General features: G+C 62.7%; 21 protein-coding genes and 1 pseudogene. 15 read left to right on the top strand and 7 right to left on the bottom strand.

From position 1 onward, the window contains the following. Nucleotides 1-4: 4 nt before the first annotated feature. Together ACIGJG_RS11510 and ACIGJG_RS11505 are read right to left on the bottom strand one after the other, a co-directional pair. Nucleotides 5-262: pseudogene (locus ACIGJG_RS11510) on the bottom strand (transposase zinc-binding domain-containing protein); the annotation flags it as partial. A gap of 19 nt (nt 263-281) precedes the next feature. Next, complete coding sequence (locus ACIGJG_RS11505; RefSeq protein WP_483672356.1) at nt 282-1157, bottom strand: tyrosine-type recombinase/integrase; 876 nt, start codon at nt 1155-1157, stop codon at nt 282-284. A gap of 642 nt (nt 1158-1799) precedes the next feature. Here ACIGJG_RS11505 and ACIGJG_RS11500 point away from each other — a divergent pair. The 10 genes from ACIGJG_RS11500 (at nt 1800) to ACIGJG_RS11455 (ending at nt 12681) form a co-directional block, all read left to right on the top strand. Beyond that, nucleotides 1800-3803 carry an AMP-binding protein gene (locus ACIGJG_RS11500; RefSeq protein WP_483672355.1) on the top strand — a complete coding sequence of 668 codons (2004 nt, stop codon included), beginning with the start codon at nt 1800-1802 and terminating at the stop codon, nt 3801-3803. Continuing rightward, nucleotides 3800-4591, top strand: a complete 792-nt coding sequence (locus ACIGJG_RS11495) for an enoyl-CoA hydratase-related protein (RefSeq protein WP_483672353.1) — start codon at nt 3800-3802, stop codon at nt 4589-4591. The genes ACIGJG_RS11500 and ACIGJG_RS11495 overlap by 4 nt, the downstream gene beginning before the upstream one ends. 194 nt (nt 4592-4785) lie before the next feature. After that, complete coding sequence (locus tag ACIGJG_RS11490; RefSeq protein ID WP_483673075.1) at nt 4786-5670, top strand: HpcH/HpaI aldolase/citrate lyase family protein; 885 nt, start codon at nt 4786-4788, stop codon at nt 5668-5670. Between the two features lie 20 nt (nt 5671-5690). After that, on the top strand, nt 5691-6146 hold the full coding sequence (locus ACIGJG_RS11485) for a MaoC family dehydratase (RefSeq protein WP_483672352.1): 456 nt from the start codon (nt 5691-5693) through the stop codon (nt 6144-6146). 23 nt (nt 6147-6169) lie between these two features. Next, nucleotides 6170-7363, top strand: a complete 1194-nt coding sequence (locus ACIGJG_RS11480) for an acyl-CoA dehydrogenase family protein (protein WP_483672351.1) — start codon at nt 6170-6172, stop codon at nt 7361-7363. Between the two features lie 52 nt (nt 7364-7415). Further along, entirely contained in the window at nt 7416-8558 is a 1143-nt protein-coding gene (locus tag ACIGJG_RS11475) for a CaiB/BaiF CoA transferase family protein (protein WP_483672350.1), read from the top strand. 54 nt (nt 8559-8612) lie between these two features. Further along, complete coding sequence (locus ACIGJG_RS11470; RefSeq protein WP_483672349.1) at nt 8613-9185, top strand: AraC family transcriptional regulator; 573 nt, start codon at nt 8613-8615, stop codon at nt 9183-9185. A 155-nt stretch (nt 9186-9340) separates the two neighbouring features. Beyond that, nucleotides 9341-10525, top strand: a complete 1185-nt coding sequence (locus tag ACIGJG_RS11465) for a CaiB/BaiF CoA transferase family protein (RefSeq protein ID WP_483672348.1) — start codon at nt 9341-9343, stop codon at nt 10523-10525. Nucleotides 10526-10756: 231 nt separating this feature from the next. Next, entirely contained in the window at nt 10757-11548 is a 792-nt protein-coding gene (locus ACIGJG_RS11460; RefSeq protein ID WP_483672347.1) for an SDR family NAD(P)-dependent oxidoreductase, read from the top strand. Between the two features lie 212 nt (nt 11549-11760). Next, entirely contained in the window at nt 11761-12681 is a 921-nt protein-coding gene (locus ACIGJG_RS11455; protein ID WP_483672346.1) for a Bug family tripartite tricarboxylate transporter substrate binding protein, read from the top strand. Between the two features lie 42 nt (nt 12682-12723). Here the strand turns inward: ACIGJG_RS11455 and ACIGJG_RS11450 are convergent, their stop codons facing one another. The 4 genes from ACIGJG_RS11450 to ACIGJG_RS11435 all read right to left on the bottom strand — a co-directional run bounded on the left by ACIGJG_RS11450 (nt 12724) and on the right by ACIGJG_RS11435 (nt 17402). After that, nucleotides 12724-13674, bottom strand: a complete 951-nt coding sequence (locus ACIGJG_RS11450; protein ID WP_483672345.1) for a LysR family transcriptional regulator — start codon at nt 13672-13674, stop codon at nt 12724-12726. A 162-nt stretch (nt 13675-13836) separates the two neighbouring features. Continuing rightward, on the bottom strand, nt 13837-14979 hold the full coding sequence (locus tag ACIGJG_RS11445; protein WP_483672344.1) for a CaiB/BaiF CoA transferase family protein: 1143 nt from the start codon (nt 14977-14979) through the stop codon (nt 13837-13839). 14 nt (nt 14980-14993) lie between these two features. After that, on the bottom strand, nt 14994-16319 hold the full coding sequence (locus ACIGJG_RS11440; protein WP_483672342.1) for an acetyl-CoA hydrolase/transferase family protein: 1326 nt from the start codon (nt 16317-16319) through the stop codon (nt 14994-14996). A 6-nt stretch (nt 16320-16325) separates the two neighbouring features. Next, nucleotides 16326-17402 carry a porin gene (locus tag ACIGJG_RS11435; RefSeq protein WP_483672341.1) on the bottom strand — a complete coding sequence of 359 codons (1077 nt, stop codon included), beginning with the start codon at nt 17400-17402 and terminating at the stop codon, nt 16326-16328. Between the two features lie 958 nt (nt 17403-18360). Between ACIGJG_RS11435 and ACIGJG_RS11430 the strand changes: the two genes are divergently transcribed. The 5 genes from ACIGJG_RS11430 (at nt 18361) to ACIGJG_RS11410 (ending at nt 23954) form a co-directional block, all read left to right on the top strand. Next, the gene (locus tag ACIGJG_RS11430; RefSeq protein ID WP_483672340.1) at nt 18361-19512 is read left to right on the top strand and encodes a tyrosine-type recombinase/integrase; all 1152 of its coding nucleotides are present in this window, start codon (nt 18361-18363) and stop codon (nt 19510-19512) included. Between the two features lies 1 nt (nt 19513). Continuing rightward, nucleotides 19514-21169 carry a hypothetical protein gene (locus ACIGJG_RS11425; protein ID WP_483672339.1) on the top strand — a complete coding sequence of 552 codons (1656 nt, stop codon included), beginning with the start codon at nt 19514-19516 and terminating at the stop codon, nt 21167-21169. Beyond that, nucleotides 21159-22946, top strand: coding sequence for a tyrosine-type recombinase/integrase (locus ACIGJG_RS11420; protein WP_483672338.1), 1788 nt, complete (start codon nt 21159-21161; stop codon nt 22944-22946). The genes ACIGJG_RS11425 and ACIGJG_RS11420 overlap by 11 nt, the downstream gene beginning before the upstream one ends. Beyond that, on the top strand, nt 22921-23349 hold the full coding sequence (locus ACIGJG_RS11415; protein ID WP_483672337.1) for a TetR family transcriptional regulator: 429 nt from the start codon (nt 22921-22923) through the stop codon (nt 23347-23349). Before ACIGJG_RS11420 ends, ACIGJG_RS11415 begins: the two co-directional genes overlap by 26 nt. A 482-nt stretch (nt 23350-23831) precedes the next feature. Continuing rightward, nucleotides 23832-23954 (top strand): hypothetical protein, encoded by a 123-nt coding sequence (locus ACIGJG_RS11410; RefSeq protein ID WP_483672336.1) that lies wholly within the window; start codon nt 23832-23834, stop codon nt 23952-23954. A 382-nt stretch (nt 23955-24336) separates the two neighbouring features. Here the strand turns inward: ACIGJG_RS11410 and ACIGJG_RS11405 are convergent, their stop codons facing one another. Beyond that, entirely contained in the window at nt 24337-24615 is a 279-nt protein-coding gene (locus tag ACIGJG_RS11405) for a hypothetical protein (protein WP_483672335.1), read from the bottom strand. Between the last annotated feature and the right edge of the window lie 259 nt (nt 24616-24874).

The following is a 24874-nucleotide window of genomic DNA, read 5'->3' as shown; positions in this document are numbered from 1 at the left end:
GGAGAGCTTTGCGGGCGCTGGTCCAGCTTTCGCGCTGCGTGGGCGCCCGTTTTCCCCACAACGGAACTGTCACCATAAGGCAGGAGTTATAGGACACCTCGAGCTTGGCGCAGCCGGAACAGCGCAGCACATGCCCTCCCAGTGCCCCGGTGCGGCACTGTTCGATGGCCGACATGACCTGCAACTGCCCCAGGCTCAAGTGGGCACTCTGTCGCCAGGCCGGCCCGTGGAGGCGGAAGATATCCGCGACCTCGAGCACAATGAGCTCGGCGGCAGGACTCTTAGTCGGAACGCAGGTTCTCGAGCGGGCTGACGACCTCGCGCAGCAGATCAGTGGCGACCTGAGCGTAGAGCGCTGTCGTCTCCAGCTTCTTATGCCCAAGCAGTACTTGAATGACGCGGATATCCACCTTCTGTTCGAGCAAGTGGGTGGCGAAACTGTGTCGCAGCGTATGCATGGACACGTGCTTCTCAATCTGTGCATCTTGGGCGGCGGCATGGATGGCGCGATTGAGTTGCCGGGGGCTGAGCGGCTCGATCGGGTTGAGGCCCGGGAACAACCAGCCACCGTCGAGCATCTTGCCCTGGGCATGGGCGACACGCCACCAGACGCGCAGGCGTTCGAGCAGCACGGGCGAGAGCATCGCGTAGCGGTCCTTGCGACCCTTGCCCTGTTCGATGCGCAGGGTCATGCGTTCACTGTCGATGTCGGTGACCTTCAGCGTCACCACTTCGCTGGCGCGCAAGCCGGCGCCATAGGCGACCGCGAGCGCAGTCTGGTGCTTCAGGTTCCCAGCGGCCGCCAGCAGTCGGGCGACTTCGTCGGGACTGAGTACCACGGGCAGGGTGCGTGGTACTCGTACCGGGCGCATCTTGGCCATGCGTTGAGCATCGCCGAGCGTCACTTCAAAGAAGAACTTCAATCCGGTGATCGCAGCATTGAGCGAGGTCGGTGAGATGCCGTGATCGACCAGATGGAGTTGATAGCGCCGTAGGTCCTCGGTGCTGGCCGTGTCGGGAGAGCGGCCGAGAAAGGCCGCGAACTGGCACACGGCGCGGATGTATTGGGTCTGGGTCTGTTCCGCAAGCTTGCGCATCCGCATGTCTTCGATCATGCGCTGGCGTAGCGGGCTGATGGTAGGCGTCGCGACTGACATGGCTGTGCTCCTGTCGAGGCTCGAGGCGAATTGCCTCGGTCCTCAACATAGGAAACAGCCCTGACGGTTGAGTCACTTCACGCTTGGCCGGAGGGGTACCGCGCGAGCGGTTTAGTCCAACGACCCATCAGAGACGTTCGATTCCAAAGCGCCGAAAGGCCGTATCCAATGCCAACTCGGCCATTCGCGGGGAAAGCCATCCAGCTAAGGTTAGAGCGGACTGCCGAAGCAGATAAGTGGGCTCGCCGGATGCGGCTTACCCGGCGCGTGATGCTCGCCTTCGCGAGAGCGGATACTGGGATTGCCAGGTTGGCGGACTGATATGCGATTGCGCATGTCGTCACATGTCATCTTGCATTCGGCTGCCACGGCCAATCCAAATTGCCCCGAAGCTGTCCTGCTTCAAGTCCCTTGGGCAGCTAGCAGCGCTCACACGCACACCGGCTTAGTACGACGTACAGAGACAACCGGACCAAGGCGTGGCGCACGTGCCCCATCCGCCGGCCTGCCGCCGAGCTCGCGAGAGGATTCGCGTATTGCGAATCTTCGCTTCGCCAGTGACGCCTTGAGCGCGAGAGGCTCTCTCCACTAGCATCCATTCAAAGCAAACCGAAGCGGCAACAACCAGTACGGGAGACATGGATGGAAGCAACATGGCAAGCCTACGACGTGGCATGGCGCCCCGACCCGAAGGCCGCGAAAGCCAGCTCTCTGGCGGCGTTCATGCGCCGACTTGGCGTCGGTTGTGCTGATCCCAGTGGCTACCAGGCGTTGCTCGATCTGGCGGCTGAGGATCCCGCGCGCTTCTGGAATGCGCTGATCCAGCACATGGACCTGCGCTTTTACCAGCCTTACGAGTCAGTGGTCGATACCAGCGAGGGGATCGAGTGGGCAAAGTGGTGCACTGGCGGCACCACCAATGCCGTGCTCAACTGCCTGGATCGCTATCGCGGCACGGCGCGCGATGCGGAGGAAGCAGTGGTATGGGAAGGCGAGGACGGCAACGTGCGCCGCTGGACCTATGCCGAGCTCGATTCGCAGACCAGCCGGCTTGCCGGCGGACTGCGCCGGATTGGCTGCCAGCCCGGCGATGTCATTGGCGTCTACATGCCGATGGTGCCCGAGGCTTCCGCGGCGCTGCTGGCAATCGCCAAGATTGGCGGTGTGGTGCTCCCGCTTTTCTCTGGCTTCGGCGCACATGCTGTCGCCGGCCGACTGCGCGACAGCGGTGCGGTCGCGGTGCTGACGGCAGATGCCAGCACGCGTCGTGGAAAGGCTAGCCCAATGAAGCAGACCGTCGATGTGGCCCGTGCGGAGGTACCGACGCTGAAGCACGTAGTGGTGCTGCGCAACCTGGACGTCGAGGTGGCATGGCAGGATGGCATTGATCACTGGTGGCATGAGTTGACCGAGGGACAGTCCGACGACGCGCCCACTACAGAGATGCCGGCCGATGCGCCAATGATGCTGATGTACACGTCCGGCACCACTGGCAAGCCCAAGGGCACCGTGCATTCGCACTGTGGCTTCATTGCCAAGCTGGCGCTGGACATGGGGCTGTGCGCGGACATGCGCGCTGGTGACCGCATGATGTGGCTGAGCGACATGGGCTGGCTGGTCGGTCCAATGCTGATCTACGGCACCACGTTGCTGGGCGGCACTATCGTCATGGCGGAAGGCGCGCACGATTTTCCGGATCGCGGCCGCTTCTGGCGCTTGATTGAGCAGCATGGCGTCAGCGTGCTTGGCATTGCGCCGACCATTGTGCGCAGCTTCATGTCGGTGGGCGGTGCGGACGTCGAGCGTTATGACCTGTCGTCGCTGCGCGTCGCGCTATCGACCGGCGAAGCTTGGACCGTGGACGCCTGGCGCTGGATGTTCGAGAAAGTGTGCGGCAGCAGCAAGCCCATTATCAACTATTCGGGCGGCACGGAGGTAGGCGGCGGCATCGTTACCGGCACCGTGATCCATCCGCTCAAGCCTTGCGCCTTCGCAGGTCCCGTCCCGGGCATGGGCGCCGATATCGTCGACGAGAACGGCAAGTCGGTAGGTCCGGGCGGTGTTGGGGAGCTGGTGTTGCGTGCACCCTCGATCGGCCTGACCCGTGGCCTGTGGCACGACCGCGAGCGCTACCTGAGCAGCTACTGGACCCGGTTGCCCGGTACCTGGATGCACGGCGACCGCGCCGCGATCGATGACGACGGTTTCTGGTATGTACTTGGCCGCTCCGACGACACGCTGAAGGTGGCCGGCAAGCGTACTGGGCCGTCGGAGATCGAGACGCTGGTGATGGCCACCGGCAAGGTGGCGGAAGTGGCCGCCATTGGCATGCCTGACCCGGTCAAGGGCGAAACCGTCTGGCTTGTCGTAACGCTGATGCCGGGCGTGGCTGCCGATGCGGATACCGAGAGGCTACTGTCCGCCGCCGTGGTAACGGGACTGGGCTCGGCATTCCGTCCGACGGAAATGCTGTTCGTCGACGATCTGCCCAAAACCCGCAACATGAAAATAATGCGCCGTGCCGTGCGCGCGGCCTGCCTGGGCCTGGATGCCGGCGATCTGACGTCGCTGGCCAATCCAGACACGCTTGGGGCCATCGCGCGAGCTGCCGGCGCGCACGGTCTTTCGCAAGCTCAGGAGAAATGATGAAGCAGCCCTACGAGGACATCGACCTGGAAGTCTCCGGGCGTGTCGCCACCATTACGATCAATCGCCCGCAGGTCATGAACGCCATGCGTGCGCAGACCGTCGACGAACTGATCGATGCTATTTCTGCTGCAGGCTGGGACCGTGCGATCGGCGTGATCGTGCTGACCGGTGCCGGCGACCGTGCGTTCTGCACCGGTGGCGACCAGAGCGCGCACAGCGGCCAGTATAGCGGGCGCGGCACCATCGGCATGCAGGTCGAAGCGCTGCAATCGGCAGTCCGCGACGTGCCTAAGCCGGTCATCGCGCGCGTAAAGGGCTACGCCATTGGTGGTGGCAATGTGCTGGCGACAGTATGCGACCTGACCATTGCCGGTGAGTCGGCGGTGTTCGGGCAGGTCGGGCCGCGAGTGGGCTCGGTCGATCCGGGGTTCGGGACGGCCTATCTCGCTCGAATCGTGGGCGAGAAGAAGGCGCGCGAGATCTGGTACCTGTGCAAGCGCTATCCGGCGCGCGAGGCGCAGTCGATGGGCCTGGTCAATGCCGTGGTACCCGATGACAAGCTGGATTCGGAAGTCGCTGACTGGTGCGCGCGCATCCTGGAGCATAGCCCGTCGGCGCTTGCGATTGCCAAGCGCTCTTTCAATGCCGACAGTGAGAGCATCCGCGGCATCAGTTGGATGGGCATGCAGACGGTGTCTTACATGTACGACACCGAAGAGTCGCGTGAGGGAGTGCGGGCCTTCCTGGAGAAGAGAGCGCCGGATTTCCGCCGTTACGCGAAATGACCCGCGACCCCTGGACGCCAAAAGCAAGTGGCGGCGGCTGCCGCCGAATGATCTGAACCACCGTACAGCGCCGGACCGGCCAGCAAACCGACTTCAGTAGCCAGCGAGCGCAGATCCGCATGCCGGGTCATCGAATTTAATCTTTAAAACTAATGTTTTTTAGATAGATATATAGGAAGGGGAAAAATATGAGTATGGGTGTCATGAAGCCTGTGCGGTCGATGCTGTTCGTGCCGGGTAATAAGCCGGATTGGATTGAGAAGGCGGTCACGTCCAATGCGGACGCGCTCATTCTTGACCTAGAAGATAGTGTGCCGCCGGACCTTAAGTTCGAAGCGCGCGGCATCGTGCAGTCGAAGCTGGCGTGGCTGGCACAGCAGGGACAGCGCATCTTCGTGCGCATCAATCGCAGCCCGCACTTGTATGACTTCGACGACATCGTCTCCGTGGTCGGCAAGCATGTAGAGGGCATCGTGATCTCGAAGCCTTGTGGGCCGGAGGATGTGGACTGTGCGTCGATGATGCTATCCGAGGCAGAGTACCGCAACGGCGTGAAGCTTGGTTCGACGCGCGTCATTCCGCTGCTGGAAACGGCGCGCGCGCTTGAGTTGGCCTATGAGATCGCCACGCGTGAACGCGTCGGGGCCATCGTCGGCGCCACAGCCAAGAACGCGGATGTGGCGCGCGCTCTGGGCTATGTCTGGACCCCGGATGGTCGCGAAAGCCTCTACTTCAAGTCCCGTGCAGTGATGGCGGCACGTGCCGCTGGCAAGTTGGCCATCGGTGGTGTGTGGCAGCAAGTGCGCGATCTGGAGGGCCTGCGGAAATCGTCGTCGCTAGACCGCAATCTGGGGATGTCCGGCGAGTTGGCGCTCCATCCGTCGAATGTCGCCACGATCAACGAAGTCTACAGCCCCTCGCCGGACCAGGTGGCTTATTACGAAGGCATGATCGCCGCCCTTGACGAGGCGCAGGCCAATGGACGTGCCTCGACCATCTACGACGGCGAACACATCGACATCGCCCACGTCAGGACCGCGCGCGAAATTGTCACGCTCGCCAAGTCTTTCAACGACTGATTCCCCAAGGAGAGAACAAAGTGGCTGGACTGTATTTTGAAGATTGCCGTGAAGGCTTGGTGGTGGAACATGCCATTCGTCGCACCGTGACGGAGACGGACAACGTGCTGTTCTCCGCGCTGACCTACAACTGTGCACCGCTGCATATCGACGCCGAGTACAGCAAGGACTCTATCTATGGCCAGCGCCTCGTGAACAGCATGTTCCTGCTGGCGCTGGTGGCCGGAGTGACAGTCTACGAGACGACGCTGGGCACCACATTGGGCAACCTGGGCTTCCAGGAAATCAAGTTTCCCAAGCCGACCTTCCATGGCGACACCATTCGCGTACGTACCGAGATTGTCAGCGCGCGCTTGTCCAAGAGCCGCACTGATTCCGGCATCGTTACCTTCCGCCACGTCGGTCTGAATCAACGCGACGAAGAAATCTGTGTGGCCGTGCGCACCGGCCTGATGAAGCTGCGCCCGCAGCAATAAGTAAGCAATTCCGGAGACTGAACATGACAGAGATTCTTTCCGCATCCTACGCCGCGCAACTGCAACGCGAACAGGAATTGGGCGAGGTCCGCGACGCCGCCCGCACGCTAGCGAACAAGTTCCCGTTGTCATACTGGCGCGAGTGCGATAAGGACGAGAGGTATCCTTGGGACTTCGTGAAGGCGTTCGCCGGCGCCGGCTGGATGGGCATCATGATGCCCGAGGAGTATGGCGGCATGGGGCTTGGGCTCACCGAGGCGGCGGTGATGCTGCAGGAGATCGGTGCTTCGGGTGCCGGTATGAGCGGCGCGTCGGCTATTCATTTCTACGTCTTTCCGCCGGCGCCAATCCTGCGCCACGGATCGGAAGAGATGAAGAAGCGCTACCTCCCGGCGCTGGCCCGCGGCGAGATGCTGATGGCGTTCGGCGTGACGGAGCCCACGTCGGGTGTGGATACCTCGCGCATCCGCACCCGTGCCGAGAAGAAAGGCGACCGCTGGGTCATAAATGGCCAGAAAGTCTGGAGCACCAACGCGCAAAACGCCACCAAGTACCTGATTCTCGCCCGCACCTCGCCGCGCGACGAGAAACGCCCCCTCGACGGCATGACGCTGTTTTTCGCCGACATGGACCGTAAGCACTGCGACGTGCGCGTGATCGACAAACTGGGCCGCGCAGCGGTGGACTCCAACGAAGTCTTCATCGACGGCCTCGAAGTGCCCGAAGAGGACGTGGTTGGGGAGGTCGGCAAGGGCTTCCACTACCTGCTCGACGGACTGAATCCGGAACGGATCGTGGTGGCCATGGAGGGCGTGGGCATTGGCCGTGCGGCGCTGGGCCTTGCCGTCAATTACGCCAACGAACGCGTGATCTTCGACCGTCCCATCGGCAAGAACCAGGCCGTGGCCCATCCGCTTGCTGAGTGCTGGATGCGCCTGACCGCGGCCGAGGCGGTCGCGCTGAAGGCCGCCGAGCTGTACGACAACCGTCAGCCCTGTGGCGCCGAAGCCAACACCGCCAAGTACCTCGGTGCCGAAGCCGGCTTCCTCGCGTGCGACCAGGCGATGCAGACGCACGGTGGCTACGCCTACGCCAAGGAATACCACGTCGAGCGGCTGTGGCGCGAGGTGCGGCTGCTGCGCCTGGCGCCGATTTCGCAAGAGATGGTCTGCAATTTCATCTCAACCAAGGTGCTGGGACTGCCTAAGTCGTACTGAGGCGTACAGGCGCCTTGCTACGGCGCCGCTTACACAACAGGAGGAGACTGCCTTGGGACCGCTAGAGGGTGTGCGGATCGTTGAACTCGCAGGAATCGGGCCTGCCCCGTTCTGCGCCATGTTGCTGGCCGACCTTGGCGCGACCGTGATCCGGGTCGATCGCAAGGAGCCGTCCGGGCTGGGCCTCACCCGGCCGCTGCAGTTCGATCTCGTTCTGCGTAACCGAAAATCCATCCGTGTCGACCTGAAGGACGCGTCGGGACTCGAGATGGTCCGTTTGCTGATCGACAAGGCCGACGCGCTGATCGAAGGATTTCGCCCGGGTGTCACGGAGCGCCTCGGCCTGGGCCCCGACACCTGTCTTGCCCGGAACCCGAGGCTCGTCTACGGCCGTCTGACGGGCTGGGGGCAGGAGGGTCCACTGGCGCAGGCGGCCGGTCACGACATCAACTACATCGCCATCACGGGACTGCTGAGCGCGATCGGGCGAAAAGGGGAGCCGCCCACAGTACCGCTCAACGTCGTGGGCGATTATGCCGGCGGATCGTTGTATGCGGCCCTCGGCATCGTGAGTGCCATCCTGGAAGCGCGGTCTTCCGGGAAGGGGCAGGTGGTCGATGCAGCGATCGTCGATGGCGTGGCGTCTCTTCTGACCATCCACGCGGGGCTCCGCGCGGCCGGCCTGACGGGGCCGGAGCGGGGTACCAATTTGCTGGATTCCGGCGCGCCGTTCTACGACGTCTACGCGTGCGCCGACGGGGAGTACATCTCGATCGGTCCAATCGAACTGAAGTTCTACTGGCACCTGCTGGAGCTTATTGGATTGGATGCCCCCGAACTGACCAACCCCGCGGACCGTGCAAGCTGGCCCGCAGCGCGACGGCTATTTGCTGACCACTTCATGACCCGGACACGTGCTGAATGGAGGGAACTCCTGGAAGGCAGCGATGCCTGCTTTGCACCCGTACTGGACCTGGATGAAGCTTGCGAGCACCCGCACTTGAAAGCCCGCCGCACCATCGTCGAGATCGCGGACGTCAAGCAGCCTGCGCCCGCCCCGCGATTTTCGCGCACTCCCGCTGCTGACCCAAAGCCCCCAGCCGCGGCCACGCCAGAAAACGCCGCCGCCGCGCTAGCCGAATGGTTCCCGGAAGAGGAACTAGCTGCCCTGGCGGCAGCCGGCCTGATTCAATAGGCGCAATGATGCCCTGACTGTCTTCGTGCGATGCGCGTCCACCTGCAATCGAGAATGCACGTCAGCCTGCAGCGGTTATTTCCCGCGTTTCCACTTTCCGTGGCGGGCATACAGGGGAGACAGGTCGTCAAGCGGCGCGGGTATGAGCGCCTGCTGACACCCGGGCAGGAGATCACTATCGAACCATTCGACGGCATCGACCTGTCCCTAGACGGTACTCCAGCGCAACCTTCGGCTTGTGTCCTGTTGATTCATGCCGCAGGTACGGTAGTGTTGTCGACCTCTTTGCACCAACGCATTTGCGAGCGTGTTTTCCTGCAGCCCCAGAACGCATGGAGCGCAGCATTCATTGCTGAGCGATTGAAGATCTCAACCGCCCAGTTGCGCCGCATGCTCTTTTCGCAAGGAACTGCGCTCACCGACCTTTGCCGAACGCAACGGTTGATGAGGGCACTGTTCTGGGCGATGGCAAACGACATAGCGCTCCCCGACCTGGCACGCCTTGCCGGCTGGCCTCCAAATGGCGACCTGCGTTCTGCTTTCTATGATCGCTTCGGTTTGACAATCGAATCTGCCAGGCGACTGGCGAACCACCACTCATCAGAGCGCCATCAATCGGCGGCCTGAGGTCCCAACTCCTCGGCGTCACGATTGCCGGCGTGCATCCTTCTGGCGCAGCAAGCTGGCCGATTTGAATTGCCCGGAAGAGGGCGCAGTCACGACCAATTCCGTCAGTTGTCGTCCCATACGACGAGTCAATCTGTGAAAGGAAGGCTAACGAGATGTCCAAAGTTCTTGAAGGTATCCGCGTCCTCGATTTCGGACGCTTCATTGCCGGCCCTTTTTGCGCCGCACTGCTGGCAGACTACGGCGCCGACGTCATTCGCATCGACCGGGTGGGTGGCAGCGAAGACCGCTTTATCGTGCCTGTCACCGACACCGGAGAAGGAGCGCTGTTCCTGCAATGCAACCGCAACAAGCGATCGATCACACTGGATATCGACAGCAAGGAGGGGCGAGAGGTGGTGCGCCGGTTGGTCAAGACCGCCGATGTGGTCGTGGCCAACATGCCGCCAAAGACGCTGACCGCCCTGGGTCTGGACTACCCCGCGCTGAGCGCTATAAACCCCGGCATCATTCTTACCGCTTCGACAGCCTTCGGTTCGCATGAGGGGGCGGGCCACCGCGTCGGCTTCGATGGTACGGGGCAGGCGATGAGCGGCGCGATCCATATGTCCGGCATGCCTGACAAGCCAACCAAGGCGATGGTGCCGGTGGTCGATTTTTCCACCGCACTGTCGTGCGCACTCGGTACCGTGATGGCGCTTTACGAACGGCGTATCAGCGGGCTTGGCCAGTGTGTCGAGGCGTCGCTGCTGCAGACCGCGTTGAATCTGTCGAGCGGCGCGCTGATCGAGGAAGCGGCGCTGGGCGTCAACCGGCAGGCAATCGGCAACCGCAGTCCCTCTTACGGACCGTCAGACATTTTCCGCGTGACCGACGGCTGGATCATTGCGCAGGTGATTGGTCAGCCGCTGTTCCGGCGGTGGGCCGCCCTGGTCGGTGCGCCGGAACTGGTGAATGATCCGCGCTTCAGCGACGATCTCTGCCGCGGCGAGCAGGGAGCGTTCCTGAGCGAACTTATGGGCAAGTGGTGCGCCAACCGCACCCGCGCCGATGCGCTGAGAGAATTGGAGCGGGCGAAGATCCCCGCGGCGCCGATCTACTCCCCGCGCGAGGCACTGGACGACGAATCGATCCGGGAGTGCGGCGCATACATTTGGCTCGATTATCCCGGACTGCCGCGTCAGGCCCCAATCGTGGCACCGCCAGCAATGCTGTCGCGCACGCCACCCGATGTCGCGCGCCGACCGCCCACGGTTGGCGAACACTCCGATGAAGTGCTGGCCGAAGTGGGTTATGACCCTGAACAGGTTCAAGCGCTGCGTCGAGCCGGCATTGTTTGAATGCGTAGCGGCGTGGGCCATTGCCAGGCGGGGCACGCCAGTGAGCGGGGAGGGGGCGCGCACCGGTCACGGCTGTGCCGCACGAAGCGCCCTCGGCGTTCACGCAGCGCTTCGCCATACACGAATCCCGCCCTTCGTCAGTCGCAAATTGCAAGACCGCACCCGCGCTCCTAGAGTTGCGATGAAGCCCGCCCGGGCTTGAGCATCGAATCGAAGACACAGGAGAGGCAATTGCAATCCACGGAATACATGAATCTGAAGAACAAGGTGGCACTCGTCACGGGATCGTCGGGAGGGCTGGGCCTGCGCGTGGCACAGAAACTTGCGGCCAGCGGCGCGACCGTCGTGATCAACAGCCGCTCGGCGGAAAATGCCAGCAAGGCGGCGGCGGAGCTGCGCGGGATTTCGGAGGCGGTCAGCATCGCTGTGGGGGACTGCGGCGACTACGAACAGGCGGCCAGCGTGGCACGACAGGCAGCAGAAGCCCACGGCGGCATTGACATTCTCGTCAGCTCCGGCGCACAGGGCGCGATCCGCCCCATGCCGTTCGCCGAGATGTCGGGCGCGGAGCTCGTCACCGCGTTCGAATCGCGGTTCTTCGCGCGCATCTTCCCCGTACACGCTGCGCTGCCATATCTCCGCGAGCGTGGCGGGTCCGTGGTCATGGTGGGGACAGATGCCGGTCGGCATCCCACCCCGGGCGAATCCATCGTCGGCGCGGCAGGAGCGGGCGTGATCCTGATCACCAAGGCGCTGGCCAAAGAGTTTTCGCGCTGGAACATCCGCGTCAATAGCGTCGCGCTGACACTGACGTCCGACACGCCATCGTGGGACCGCATCTTTGCGGAGGAGCACTTCCAGAAGCGGCTCTTTTCCAAGCTCGTGGAGCGCTTCCCGTCCGGCCGTCCACCGACCGCCGAGGAAGTGGCCCGGGTAGCCGTGTTCTTGGCGTCGGATGAGGCGGCGCAGGTCACGGGACAGACCATCAGCGTGAACGGTGGGCTGTCGTTCGGCGGCTGGTGACGGCACCGCAGAAGAAGCCACCGCGACGACGAACACCGCCACAACGATAGCGGCAACCGTAACCACAACGACAACCACAGGCGCCGGCACACGGTGCCCACAGGAGACCTTCGATGACTTTCCGCCTGCCACACTCGCCCGGCCGCACTCTTTCCGGCCTATCCCGCCTCGCCGGGCTGCTAATGGGCCTTCTAATCGGCCTCGGCCCCGCCTTGACGACGCACGCGGGCGCCGCCGTGGACCTGTATCCCAACAAGCCCATCCAGCTCGTGATTCCCAACGTGGCCGGAGGTGCCGTGGACGTCTCGGCCCGCGCCCTGCTGCCGCGCATGTCGGCGCTGCTGGGCCAACCCATCGTGCCGGACAATCGGCCCGGCGCGGGCGGGCATCTCGGCAATGCCATTGCCGCGCGGTCGAGTCCCACGGGCTACACGATCCTCGCCTGTTCGGGCAGCGTGCTGCTGTCGGGCGTGTATCGCAATCTGACGTACAACCCTATCGCCGACTTCACGCCCGTCGGCATGTTCGCCACAGGAGCCTTCTTGCTGGTGGTGCCGGCGAGTTCGCGCTTCCATACCGTCGCCGATCTCGTCGCCTTCGCCAAGGCCAATCCTGGCAAGCTGAACTATGCGTCCACGGGCACGGGCAACTCCTCCCACATCGCCGGAGAGATGCTGAACATGATGGCCGGCGTTTCCACCACGCACGTCCCATACAAAGGCAGCGCGCCCGCCTTGACCGACGTCATCGCCGGGCAGGTTGACTTCCTTTTCGACAACAAGGCGTCGTCGTTGCCGCAGGTGCGCGCCGGCAAGTTGCGCGTGCTGGCGGTCACGTCGGCCGAGCGCATGCCTGAACTGCCGAATGTGCCGACGGTCGGCGAGACGCTGCACGGCTACCAGATGGAAGGATGGATCGGCCTGTTCGCGCCGGCCGGCACCGACCCGGCCATCGTCGGCAAGTTAAGCGATAGTCTCAGGAAGTCGCTGTCCGACCCCGCCGTGGCAGCAAAGGTGGCCGAGCTAGTGGGCGATGCGCGGTACATGCCCCCCGCGGCCCTTGCGCGCTTCATGCGCGAGGACCAGGCGCGGTTGCAGAAGGTGGTGAAGGCCGCTGACATCTCCGTGCAGTAAGCTGATTGCGCCGCCGGCGAACGTGTCGTGCGGCGGTTCGTTCTACGCTTCGGCAGCGGCTTCGTGATGCCCCGTGAGTTGGTGGATGAACGCCATGCAGGCAGGCCCGAGAGATTTGCCGCGCAGCATGCCGACGCGATGGCTGCGCATGGCCCATTCGCCGTCCAGCGGCACGCTGCACACCGGGCCGGAACCCATCTGGCCGTGGTCCTCCGCCGATAGCATCGACTCGGGCTGGATCGTCACCCCAAGCCCGGCCGCGACCATGCTGCGCGCCGCCTCGACCGTATTGACATTGAATTTCGAGTGGACTTCGCGTCCAAGTGCGGCGGCCGCGCGGCGCAGGTTCGGCAGCAGCGTGGTGCCCGCCGGGCTGACGATGTCCGCCTCCAGCAATTCTTCCAGCGTGAGTTCCTCTCGCCCGCACCAGTGGTGCCCACGGGGCACCACTGCCACCAGCCGGTCACGGCCGCACTCGAAACTTTCGATGCTTTCCGTGGGCAGGTCCGGTGAAGCCACGAACACGGCGAGATCTACCTCTCCCAGGTTCAGTGCGCGCACAGCGCCGGCGTTGTTGTCCTCGCGCAGGTCCACCTGCGCCTGCGGATAGGACTGCAGGAACTCCGCCACTTCACGTGCGAGAAAATGCACGATCAGCAGGCGCGGCGCGCACACGCCGATATGCCCGCGCACGCCCTCGGCGAACTCGCCGATCTCGCGACGCATGGCCTCCAGGTTGTTCAGCATCATGCGGATGTGCCGCGCCAGCACCTCGCCGGCGGGGCTCGGCACAACGCCCTTCGGATTGCGCTCGAACAGCTTGAGCCCCGCGAGATCCTCCAGGTCCTGGATGCGCTTGGTGGCGGCGGAAGGCGCGATGTGCTCGCGCGCGGCGGCCCGCCCGATCTGGCCTTCCTCTACTGCGCTGAGGAATAGCTTGAGGGTGAATAGGTCTACCCGGCGAACCAGCGCCTGGAAGCTGAGGCCGTTCATAGCCTGTCCTGGTGAATGTCTCGTGACGCGGGAATTGATGCCACGCTAGCACGAGTCATATAGCGGGTCAATGTGGAGCATGATATACATGTCGCGGCGACCGGCCAAATGAATACGGCATCCATTGCGGATGCCGGGGAAGTGAAGCTGCAAGACCGCGTGTCAGGCGTCGCGGGTCTGCAGCTCGGCGAGAATGGCTTCGCGATGTTCGCCCACCACGGGTGGGGGGCGCACGGCGCCGGGCCGCTCGCCGTCGTAGGTCACCGGACTACGAACGGTGCGGAACGTCCCCATCTGCGGATGCTCGGCCGACACCAGCAGCCCGAGGTGGCGCGCCTGCGGGTCCTCGAGCGCCTCGCTGGCGTCGTAGACCGGCGCGTGCGGCACATCGTGCGCTTCCAGCAGCGCGCACCACGCCTCTCGCGAGCGGCTCCGGAAGATGGGCGCCAGCAGGTCGATCAACGCCTCCTGGTTGGCGATGCGATGGTCGCGGCTGGCGAAGCGTGGATCGCGCAACAGGCCGGGCTGGCCGATGGCGTCGGCCAGCGCCTGCCAGAACTTTTCGGGCGATGACATGTGCAGCGCCACCCGCTTTCCGTCGGCGCATGCCAGCACGTACGACTGCGACACGCTCGCTCGTGTAAACGGTCCCGGCACCTGCTCCCCTTGGTAGAACTGTGTGAAGGCGTCGACGTTGAAGTGCGTCATGGCCTCCAGCATCGACAGTTCCACTTTGCGTCCGACCCCGGTGCGCGCGCGCTCTACCAGCGCTCCGAGGATGCCGTAGGCCGCGTAGAAGCCGGTGACGGCATCTGCCAGCGCCGGGCCCACCACGCGCGGGTTGTCCGGATGAACCAGGAGGCTCAGGAAGCCGCTGGCGGCTTGCGCCACGTTGTCGTAGGCGGGCCGCCCCGCCGCTGGCCCGGTCGCCCCGAAGCCGCTGATCGAGCAATAGACGAGACCGGGGTTGATGGAACGCAAGCGTGCCTCTCCGGCATTCAGCCGTTCCGCCACGCCGGGCCGGAAGTTTTGGATGTAGACGTCGGCCGAGCGCACCAGCGCGTCGAAGGCCTCAAGGTCGTCCGGCTTCCTCGCGTCCAGCGTAATGCTGCGCTTGTTCCGGTTGTATGCCTGGAAGTGTGGTGCGTAGTAGCTGCCCTGGTAGGCGCGGAAAGGGTCTCCGGTGCCAGGCTGCTCGATCTTGATGACGTCGGCACCCAGGTCGCCCAGCAGCATGCCGGCGGCCGGGCCCGTGATGAACGTCCCCTGTTCCAGGACGCGAATGCCCTGTAGCACATTTGCCATGGATGGTCTCCTTGCTATGCGTTGGTGGCGGCCGCCGGCATCGTGCCGGCATGGCGGCCCTTGCCCGCCGCCATGCCGCGCGCTGCGCGGCCCAGTTCTTCCCGAAAGCGGGGATGGGCGATGGCGATCATGGCGTCGGCGCGTTCGCGCAGGCCCTTGCCCCGCAGTTCTGCCACGCCCCATTCGGTGACAACTACGTCGACGTCGCTGCGCGGCGTGGTGACCACCCCGTCCGCCAGCAGCGGCACGATGCGGCTGATGGTTCCTCCTGCTGCCGACGACGGCAACAGCATGACCGACCGCCCGCCGCGCGACTGGTTGGCGCCGCGCACGAAGTCGAGCTGTCCGCCTACCGCGCCGATATAGCGCCCATTCAGGCTCTCGGCATTCACCTGCCCACCCAGATCGACCTCAATGGCGCCATTCAGCGCGATGAAGTTGGGCAGTGCCCGCAGGGCGCCTACATCATGCGTCTCGGCGGCCGGGGCGAGGCGGATGGCCGGGTTGCAGTGGGCGAAGTCCAGCAGCGCGCGGCTGCCCATCAACAGCCCCGCCACGCTGGTGCCCCTGTCCACTGGCTTGGCTGCATTGGTAACCACGCCTGCGTGCATCAGTTCGGCCACGCCGTCGCCGATCACACCGGAGTGGATGCCGATGTCGCGATGGCCGCGCAGCGCCTGCAGCACGAGTTCCGGCAGCGTGCCGATGCCGAGTTCAAGCGTCGCGCCGTCGGGAATCAACCCGCTTACCCAACGCGCGATCTCGCGTTCCTCGAAGGAGGCCTCGTCGAGGCTGCGCCTGGGCAGCGTCAGTGGCTCGCGGCCAGTGCGCACCACGATGTGCGGGCGCACGTCGGGCGGCAACTCTGCGCCGAACACCCAGGGCACGCGGTCGCTGACTTCGGCAATCACCAGCCGGGCGCGGCGAGCGGCGTCGACGATGTAGTCGTGCGTCAGCCCAAGGTTGAAGCCGCCGGCGGCATCCGGCTCCGAGCAGGTGAGCAGCACGACGTCGGCAGCCAGCATGCTCCGGGCGAACAGGTGGGGCAGGTCGGAGTAATGGGCGGGCACGATGTCGAGCACCCCGGCCGCGTGCAGCGCCGCGTTGGCGCCGGTTCCGCAATAGCTCTGGAAGCGGACGGTGTCACCGTGGCCTGGCTGGAAGGTGTCGGAAAACGTGGGGCCAATCACCATCCGGAACGGCCCGATCTGCGCGCGTTGCGCCATCAGGCTGCGGGTCAGTGCCACCGGCTCGGCGAGCCCCTGGCTGCAGACCACGCTGTCGCCAGGGCGCACCAGCGCGGGGAAATCCAGGACGTCGGGGTTGTCGATCTCGATCATGGGACCTCAGAACTTGTGGCGGATGCTCAGTGACACCCCGGTCTGATTCTCGCCCGGCTTGATAGTGCTGCCGAATCCATTCAGACCGAGGTTGGAGTCATCCTTGTTGTGCACGTAGCCCACAGTCAGGAAGGCGTCGGTGCGCTTGGAAAACGCGTAGTTGGCGGAGGCGACCAATTCCCACGGGTCCTGGCCATTGCGGCGGTTATTGAATACGTAGCCAGCTCCTGTCAGCGTGAGTGCGGGGGTGGCCTGATAGCGATAGCCGAGCCAGAACAGGTCGTTGCGGCGCGCGCCGCCAATGTCACCGTTGAACCAGCGGTAGCCAGCGAGGATCGTAGAGCTGCCGAATGCAAAATTGGCAGCGGCGGCGATGCGGCGGTCGGTTTGGGCTGAGTTCTGGCCCGTGATGCCGCGCGTGCCTTGCTGCTGGTCGTAAATGACGGTGGCGCCGAATGGGCCGCTGGCGTACTCCAGCCCGCCGCCGAGCGCACGATCGCTCTTCAGGTCGCCCGGCGTCTCTCCTGCGATGCTGGAGACGCCGGCGGTCGTCACCGACGTGCCGCGCGCGAAGCTGTAGAACGCCGTGGCCGTCACCGGCCCGAACTTGCCGGTGTACTTGGCCGTGTTGTCGTTACGGCCCACCAGCGTGGGGTCGAGGCCGAGGGCGGAATAGCGCGCGGCCAGTACCATTGGCTCGTAGTTGATCAACAGGTCATAGAGCGTGTTCTGCTGCCGGCCGAGCGTGAGGCGGCCCCAGGCGTGCTCTAAGCCGACGAACGCCTGCCGTCCGAACAGTCGCCCGGCCTGGCCCATCACGCCGGTGTCGAGGTCGAAACCGCTTTCCAGCACGAAGATCCCCTTGAGGCCTCCCCCGAGATCTTCCGTGCCGCGCAGGCCCCAGCGCGAGCCAGAGACGTTGCCCGCGCTCATTCGCGTTAGGGTGTTGCCATTTGCGTTGGTCTGGTTCAGAAACTCCAGACCGATGTCGGCCACGCCGTAGAGCGTGACTGACGACTGTGCGGCGGCGAACGGCGCCGCCGCCAGTGCGAGCAGGGCGCTCGCGTAGTGCTTGCTTTTCATGGTCTCCTCCGTGTCGTTGTCGTTGTCGTTGTCGTTGCCGTTGCGCGTAGTGTTGTTTTCAGTGCGACAACGGGAATTTTCTCGGCAACGTGCAGGTCGCTACGCGGACCTTGCCGAGATGCTGTCCTTGCGCAATCCGAGCGGCGTATGAGGGGGAAAGGGTTGCGGTCAAACGATGTCTCCGGTTGGTATGGCAAAGCGGCTCCCTCCCGGCCATTGCGTGACGGCGGGATGGTGCGTGGTGCGTGGCGGATGTCTGGTGGCGCTGTCTGGGGCAGGGTCCGCGCTAGTTCCAATAGCGGGCGCAGTCCGGCGGAGGCTCTTCGACTAGGGCATGCACGCCTATGCGCGATCGTGCGGTGTTGTGCAGGCAAAATTCCATCTGCATGCATGTTCGACGAATGCCGCGGATGCCATCGCTGTCTCCATGTTCTGTATGGATCAGATGCTAGTGAATGGGGCACTTCCCATTCAAGTGGCAACTGGCGAAGCAGGCGCTTCGCGTCGCGCGAAGAGGGTGCAAAGCCAGTTCGCGCCGCCCCACCTTCACGATGATCTTAGGGGTAGCAATAGTTACCTAGCAGCAAACTATGGTCTAGACTGGTTTTGCCTTTTTCCTATTGCCTCATCGAGGCGAGTAGCGGGAGGGGGCCGGGGGAGGGGCAATGCCTGTGGATAACTTGACTCTACAGCGATGGCGCCAGCTCGACGCTGCCACTGTGCTTCACGCTCTTGCAGAACATGCAAAGCCTGACGCCTCCTTCGTGCCAACCAAGAGCGCCGCCACGCGACGGTGGCATGCCAATGTGCGAGGGCGTGAGTTCGAATTATTGTTGACTGGCCCCAAGTTTTGGGACAGTCGCGCGCAGTGTGGCGGTGGCGGCGCTGTGGACCTCGCGATGCACCTCACGGGCTGCGGGTTCAGATGCGCTGCGGCTGTCTTGAAGGAGCATGGTCTGTGAGGCTCATCCTCGCCGACGATCACTGCGTGGTGCAGGGACGCTCGTTCACTGGCTTTCCGCTACTAGTGAATGAAGATGGAACCGCTGTCGAACCCGCTCAAACATTTCTCTGGGACGTGTTGACCACTACGGGGCGCGTACAAAGCCGTCTCACATGGGCCAAGTATGGCCGTGACCTCTATGACTTTCTCGCCTTCATCTCCGCGAACGGACTTGATTGGCGAGCCCCACCAGCGCCCGGCATGCCGAGCGTGGTGGACTGGTACCGTGACTGGTCGAAGGGCGAACTTGGTCTGGACTCAAGCACCGTCAATTGTCGACTACGGCTGATCGTTCGGTTCTACCAATGGGCACTTGGACATGGGCACATCGAAGCGCTGCCGTTCCGATACGTGTGCGTTTCGACGTCACGTGCGCCCGGGATCCAGGCACATGTCGATATCTCGGAGGGGGAGGTCCTCACGCCAAGCGCACTCCTCCCCCAAAAACGAGCCCCCATAAAATACTTGACCGCAGAACAGGTCGCCATCTGTATGCGCGCGCTCAACAACGAAACGCATAAGCTAATGTTCGAGCTCATGGTGCGCACCGGCCTGCGGCAAGTTGAGTGTCGAACCTTTCCGCTGAAGTACGTCTTCAATCCGTCCAGGCGCCGTGACCTTACGCCGGATCGCATGATTCGTATCTCATTGAGTCCGAGCGATATGAAGCTCAAGTACGATAAGCCACGTGACATCGACGTGCCGTACCGCCTAATGGACGATCTATGGTGGTATGCGGCGCGCCATCGCCAGAATCGCGAACGCGCGCGCAACGTCAGCCACCGGCAAGCATCGCTCTTCCTCACCGAGAGCGGTGAACAGTACGGCGACACCTCATTTACCGACATCTTTGCAGCGCTGGAACGGAGGGTTGGATTTCGGGTACGACCGCATATGCTACGCCATACCTTCGGTACCTACACCCTGATGCGGCTTAGGAAGCTGGGCTTCGCCGGAGAACCCCTGCTATATGTCCGTGACCGGATGGGGCATAGCAGCGTCACCACCACGTCGGTGTACCTACACCTCATCAATCAGCTCGACGCACAACTCATCTTGCAGCATGAAGAGGAACTGGATGCCCTCTTCTCTGACCAGGTGGCATGACGTGACCGGCAAGCGTAAGAGTTTCAAGGCATCCCCACCGGTCGTCGTATGGGCGGAGCCGGCCCGCGGCGAAGAACTGAACGTCGTAATCGACGTCCCAAAGAACCCATCTGGCACAGGTGCTATCGATTTGAGCCGCTGGTTGGGCCAGGGCATTGATGCCTGGGTGTGGGCTTGTGCTCAGCAATTGCGGGTCTTCCTGCGGAGCAAGTCCGTTGCGGCTAGCACAGTCGTGTCCTACGCCAAAGGCGGTCTCGCATACTTCTTCGAGTTCCTAGCCAGTTCGAGTGTCCGGTACGAGCTGCGGATTCAACTAGTCGATGTCGATCTGCGGCACCTCGAACTTTTCGTCGCTTGGCTGCGAGAGCACCCACGGTTGAGCCAGTCCTCGCCGAAGAACGTCTACTCAATGACCAAGTCAGTGCTACTTGGGCTGGTGGACCGCGGGGTGATTCCAGCCGGCACAGCTGTTTTCCCCCGCAATCCATTTCCTGGTATCAACGGTGTCAAGCAAGGACAAACTCCCCTTTCATCGGGTGAGCGAGCCCGCCTTGCTGAAGCACTGCGCACCGACATTGTGGCTGCGCACACCGGCACGTTCGTAGCGTCCAATGGCCAGTTACTGGCAGTTTATGCGCTCGCGTTGGCACTTCGAACGGGGCTGAACACGACGCCGTTGCTCGAACTCCGGCGCGATTGCCTGAAGCCGCATCCGTTCATGCCGCGAATGCGCCTGCTCGAGACCTTCAAGCGACGCGGCAATGCCACTCAGGTCAAGTCGTTACGCTATACACGAACCGAGCTCACCCCGACATCAATTCCCATGGATGGGGTGGCGTTGTTAGAGCATCTATTGAAGCGCAACGAGTCGCTGGCAGCGGTTGCTCCGCCAGAACTCAGGGACTCGGTGTGGCTGTACCGGGTACAAGCGATTGCCCATCGCGGCAAATTGACACGGCTCACCGAGCCCGCGCTGAAACGCAACATTCGTGGATTCGTCCAACGACACAGCCTGGTGGGGGACGACGGAAAGCCGCTGGAACTCACGATGTCGCGGCTTCGTAAGACTATGGAGAATCGACTTTGGCAGTTGAGCCACGGTGACTTGTTCACCGTGGCCTCGATCATGGGCCACGACCCGAAGGTTGCGGATCAGAGTTATCTCGCTGTGACACCCGAGATGCGTGCCAACGCGACGATCGTTGGCGAGGCACTGCCTGACGTGTATCGGACGGCAGACACAGAGGCTGAGCGCAAGAGTCCCGGAAACCGCACTACCAGCGAAGATTTCGAGCGAACTCCAGTAGGCCGCTGCAAGGACAGCCTGAACGGGGACCGGGCACCCAGGGACGGCACACACTGCATGGACTTCCTTAGCTGCTTCGGCTGTCGGAGCTACGCAATCGTCGGGTCAAGAGAGGACCTGCACAGGCTCTTCAGCTTCTACTGGTTCCTGGATGGTGAGAGACAATCAATTCGATCTGGCGACTGGAGGGAACACTTCGCGTCGGTAATGTCTCAGATCGACTCCTTCACACTCGACAAGTTCGATCACGCGCTAGTCCGCGAAGCAAAGGAGTCGGCACGATGCGAGCCGCTGATGTTCTGGCGCCGCCGCGGCGTGGCAAATAATCCGGGAGCTGCTGATGGCACGTAGCGACTCTTCTATGTTGGCCCTACAGCCTCTCGGCGCCGGAGAGACGAGCAGCAAGCCACGCGCCTCCATCATCATTAGCGCAGCGATCGACGACGCGGGCGAAAGCCACGTGCTGAGCCGCTTCGGCGATGATATATGGGAGCTGTGGCCATTCTTCATGCAGTCGAACGTGACTCGACACCAGAAGCGTATTGACTGGTCGTGCGTGCCAGCCGAGTTCCGTGAGGTAAGCAAGGCGGTGATCTACCGGTACTGGCGCGTCGGTCTGCCTGGAGGACCGCGACCGACAGCCAGAACCATCGTCTCAAGCGTATGGCATTTGGCTGTCTTTTTCGGCTACCTGGAGCGACTCGGGATTCTTTCCCTTTCGCAGGTGCAGCAAATCCATCTGTCGAACTTCGTGCACGTGCGCAAGACGGTCGACCGAGTGAAGGCGGGCACTCTCACCCATAACTTGCTAGCCATTGAGCTTCTTTACCGCTTTGGAGACCAGCATGCGGACCGTCTTGCTTTTCCACCTTGGCCGGGGTTGTCAGCTGCCGCCGTGGCTGGCTGGACCGGGAAGGCGGCACGCCAGTCTGGCAAAACGCCATTAATTCCGCCACTCATCCTACAGAAGCTGTATCTTCATGCCGAGCGGCTGCTCGATCGCGCTGATGTGTTGCTCGACGAGCGCGACATGGGGCTGCGGTCCGCATACAAGGATCCCGAGGTTACAGCGCTGCGTGACGCCTGTTTCTTCATGCTCGGCGTATTGACAGGGATGCGATGTGAGGAGATCGTAGGTATCGAGCTTGGCGCAGGCCGAACGCAGCGCAAGGACGGAATTACTTACCACTGGATCGCCAGCATCGAGCACAAAACAAAGAAGGGCCGGGTCGAATATCTGATGCCTTCGATCGGCCATCGGATTCTGAAAGTCATGGAGCGCTGGTCTGCGCCGCTGCGGCTGCTGCTGGAGCAGCGCCTTGCTGTTTGGGAAGCCGACGAATACCCTACGGTTCGGCACGACCTGCTGAGGCGAATCACCCAAGCCCGGGCCGACCGTCGGAGGCTATTTTTGGGGCGTGTGGGCCACGATTCCGTGCAGGCGATCTCGGGATTCGCCTGCCGCAATCGTATGCGTGTATTTGCCGGTTCGGCTGGCGTTGACTGGCCGCTCGCGCCGCATCAACTGCGGCGGGTATATGCATGGACGTTCGTGCGTCATCGCCTCGGCAACCTCCTTTTCCTGAAGGAGCAATTCAAGCATTCCAGCATTGAGATGACACAGCTCTACGCCGCGAATCCACTGCAGGACGAGACGCTCTACGGCGAGTTGTTCGACGAAATAGACACCAGCAAAGTCGAGCTCATACAAGGGTGGATGAGCGAAGACGTGCCGCTCTCAGGTGGCGGCGGCCGACGGATTGCCGTGATACGCGCACACAACTATCCAAACCGGAAGGCGCTTATCGAAGAGACCGCTGACTGGATCAACATCCGAAGCACCGGACACTCGTGGTGCCTGGCACAGGACGAAGGATGTGGTGGCCAAGGGCTGTACGAGCCCACACGTTGTACATCCTGTAGCGACGCAGTTATCGATCGTACGTTCGCGGCAGCATGGTCGGAGATCTATGCGCATCAGACGGAGCTTATGACGGAGGCGAATGATCTCGGAGCTGGAGCGATGCAGCGCGTTCAGCGCGATCTGCGGAAGTCTAGGGAGGTGTTGAGCGATCTGGGAGTGATACTTGATGGCGACACGGATGGGTACAAAAACAGCAACGAGTGAATCGGACGACACGCCCAGACTGCGAAGTCGTCAACGTACCGCACTCGAACTGCGCGTGGCGATTGGGCGCCTACAGGCAATAGGGGCGACGCCATCAATTGCCGCGGTGGCCAGGGAGGCCGGCGTATCAGCAGCCCTTATTCATAATAAGTACCCCGACATCGCGCAAGAGATCCGCCAGCTGGCAGGCAAGCCACCACGCCAGCGTCCTGATGATCTGCTCACCGTGTTGGAGATACAGAGGAAGAAGACCAAGGAACTCCGAATCGAGAATGAAGCGTTGCGGCAGCAAGTGCGCGCACTGGCCTCAATCAACGAGGCTCTACGAAGACAGCTTCAGATACAGCAGTCCATAGCAGATAAAAATGTCGTAGTACTCCGAGGGCGGGCGGACCGATCATGAGACGCAGTTCAACACCGAACCGCGCCGTTTAACCACCCTCGCCCCTTGCAGGAGAAGGCCATGAGAAGGTCTCCCGCATTGCCTGGCAGCGCGCCTGCGCAAGGATTCTGCATTCGTGCTAACGGCGAAACTCCGGTTCTACATGCCCCGGCGCTGGCCCGTCGTCATCGCGCTCTCGCGACGGTGGGCGAGCCCGGTCTCGAGATGCAGCGGCGCAACCTGGCTCGGATCCACGGTAGCGGACCCGCCGTGCGACCGGCGGTAGCCTAGGAGCGCGCGCGTTGCTGGCAACGGCGGCGTGCGAAGCCGCTCTGACAATGTAGTCCGACAGTGGGCAATATCGTGAGGTATTGCGCAGAGGCTCCGAGCAGCGATGGGGCTGAGACGCTTGGCTGGCTGATAAGGGCAACACTTGAATCGCTGATAAACGTCGTGACTATTGAGATGCCAAAGCTGCTGTCAGGCATCGCCCAAAAGGGGATGTGGCAGGCGACCTGCTCGTGATGGGTGCCTACAGCCACTCGCCGCTGCGCAGCCTGCTGTTCGGCAGCAAGACCACCGACCTGTTGCGCGCGTTCGCCGTTCCGACACTGCTGTTGCGCTAAGGAAGTTCGCGGATTCCCCGTAACAGGGCTGGCCTTGTCGGTACTCGAATCGGCGAGAACCAGATGCCAATCGCTATCTCGTTCGAACTACATGAAGAACCACTGGTCGTGGCGCGGCCGCGAGTACCGTCGGTACGCGGGAAAGCAAGCATGGCAAGTCCCAACGGGTTGCCGAACGCCACCAGGCGACTGGACTAGTTTGTAGTAAGGGCAAGCTGCAACGTCGCAGGAAAGTAGCCATGTCAAGCCTGACTAAAGCTGAACCGTCAACCTGGAAGGGAAAGCACCAGCCCCTTGGAATGTGGCGAACCGTTAAACTTCCCAGCGCTTGCTTCACGGAGCAAGAAGAATCTTGCCCTAACCGTGACAGTCAGATACCACCCTATTCTTTCGCTTCCGAGAACACGATGTGCCGCAGATTCTGCGGCAACATCGCGATGAGAGATGCATCGTACTCCTTCGCGAACTGAGTATCCACTCCCTGACAGAGCCAGTTCGATTTCCGCTCATTGACCAGCTGCTGCAACACTGAGGCAAGCGTCGGCGAGTCCAGGACGAATGGTAGTACCGCTTGGACCAACGTCGCGACGGCGTCGACCTGAGCCTGCACGAGGTTGGCGCGTTCCCATAGTTTACCGATCTCTCCCTCGGCATCCTTCATGGTCGTCTCCTTCTGGGGGCGGTTAGATGATGATGGCTCGGCTCATGACTTTGGGACGTCGAACTCCCGCAAACGTTGCAGAGGAGCACTCCGCTGCCCACATGACTCGGGTAGCAAACAAACTGTGTTGCCGATTACGCCACTTGAAATGGGCCGCGTGGAAGCTCACCCATGTTGCCGGATTTCGCCACTCTGATGCTTGATCTGTATCAGGGCAATGGCTACCGGCAGACCCATCATAAAGATCGTGTGACCAGAG

The organism is Cupriavidus sp. C1SS-2L (genome assembly GCF_057073735.1).
Note: the sequence above shows the minus strand (reverse complement) of the source record. Positions and strands in the feature narration are given on the sequence as shown.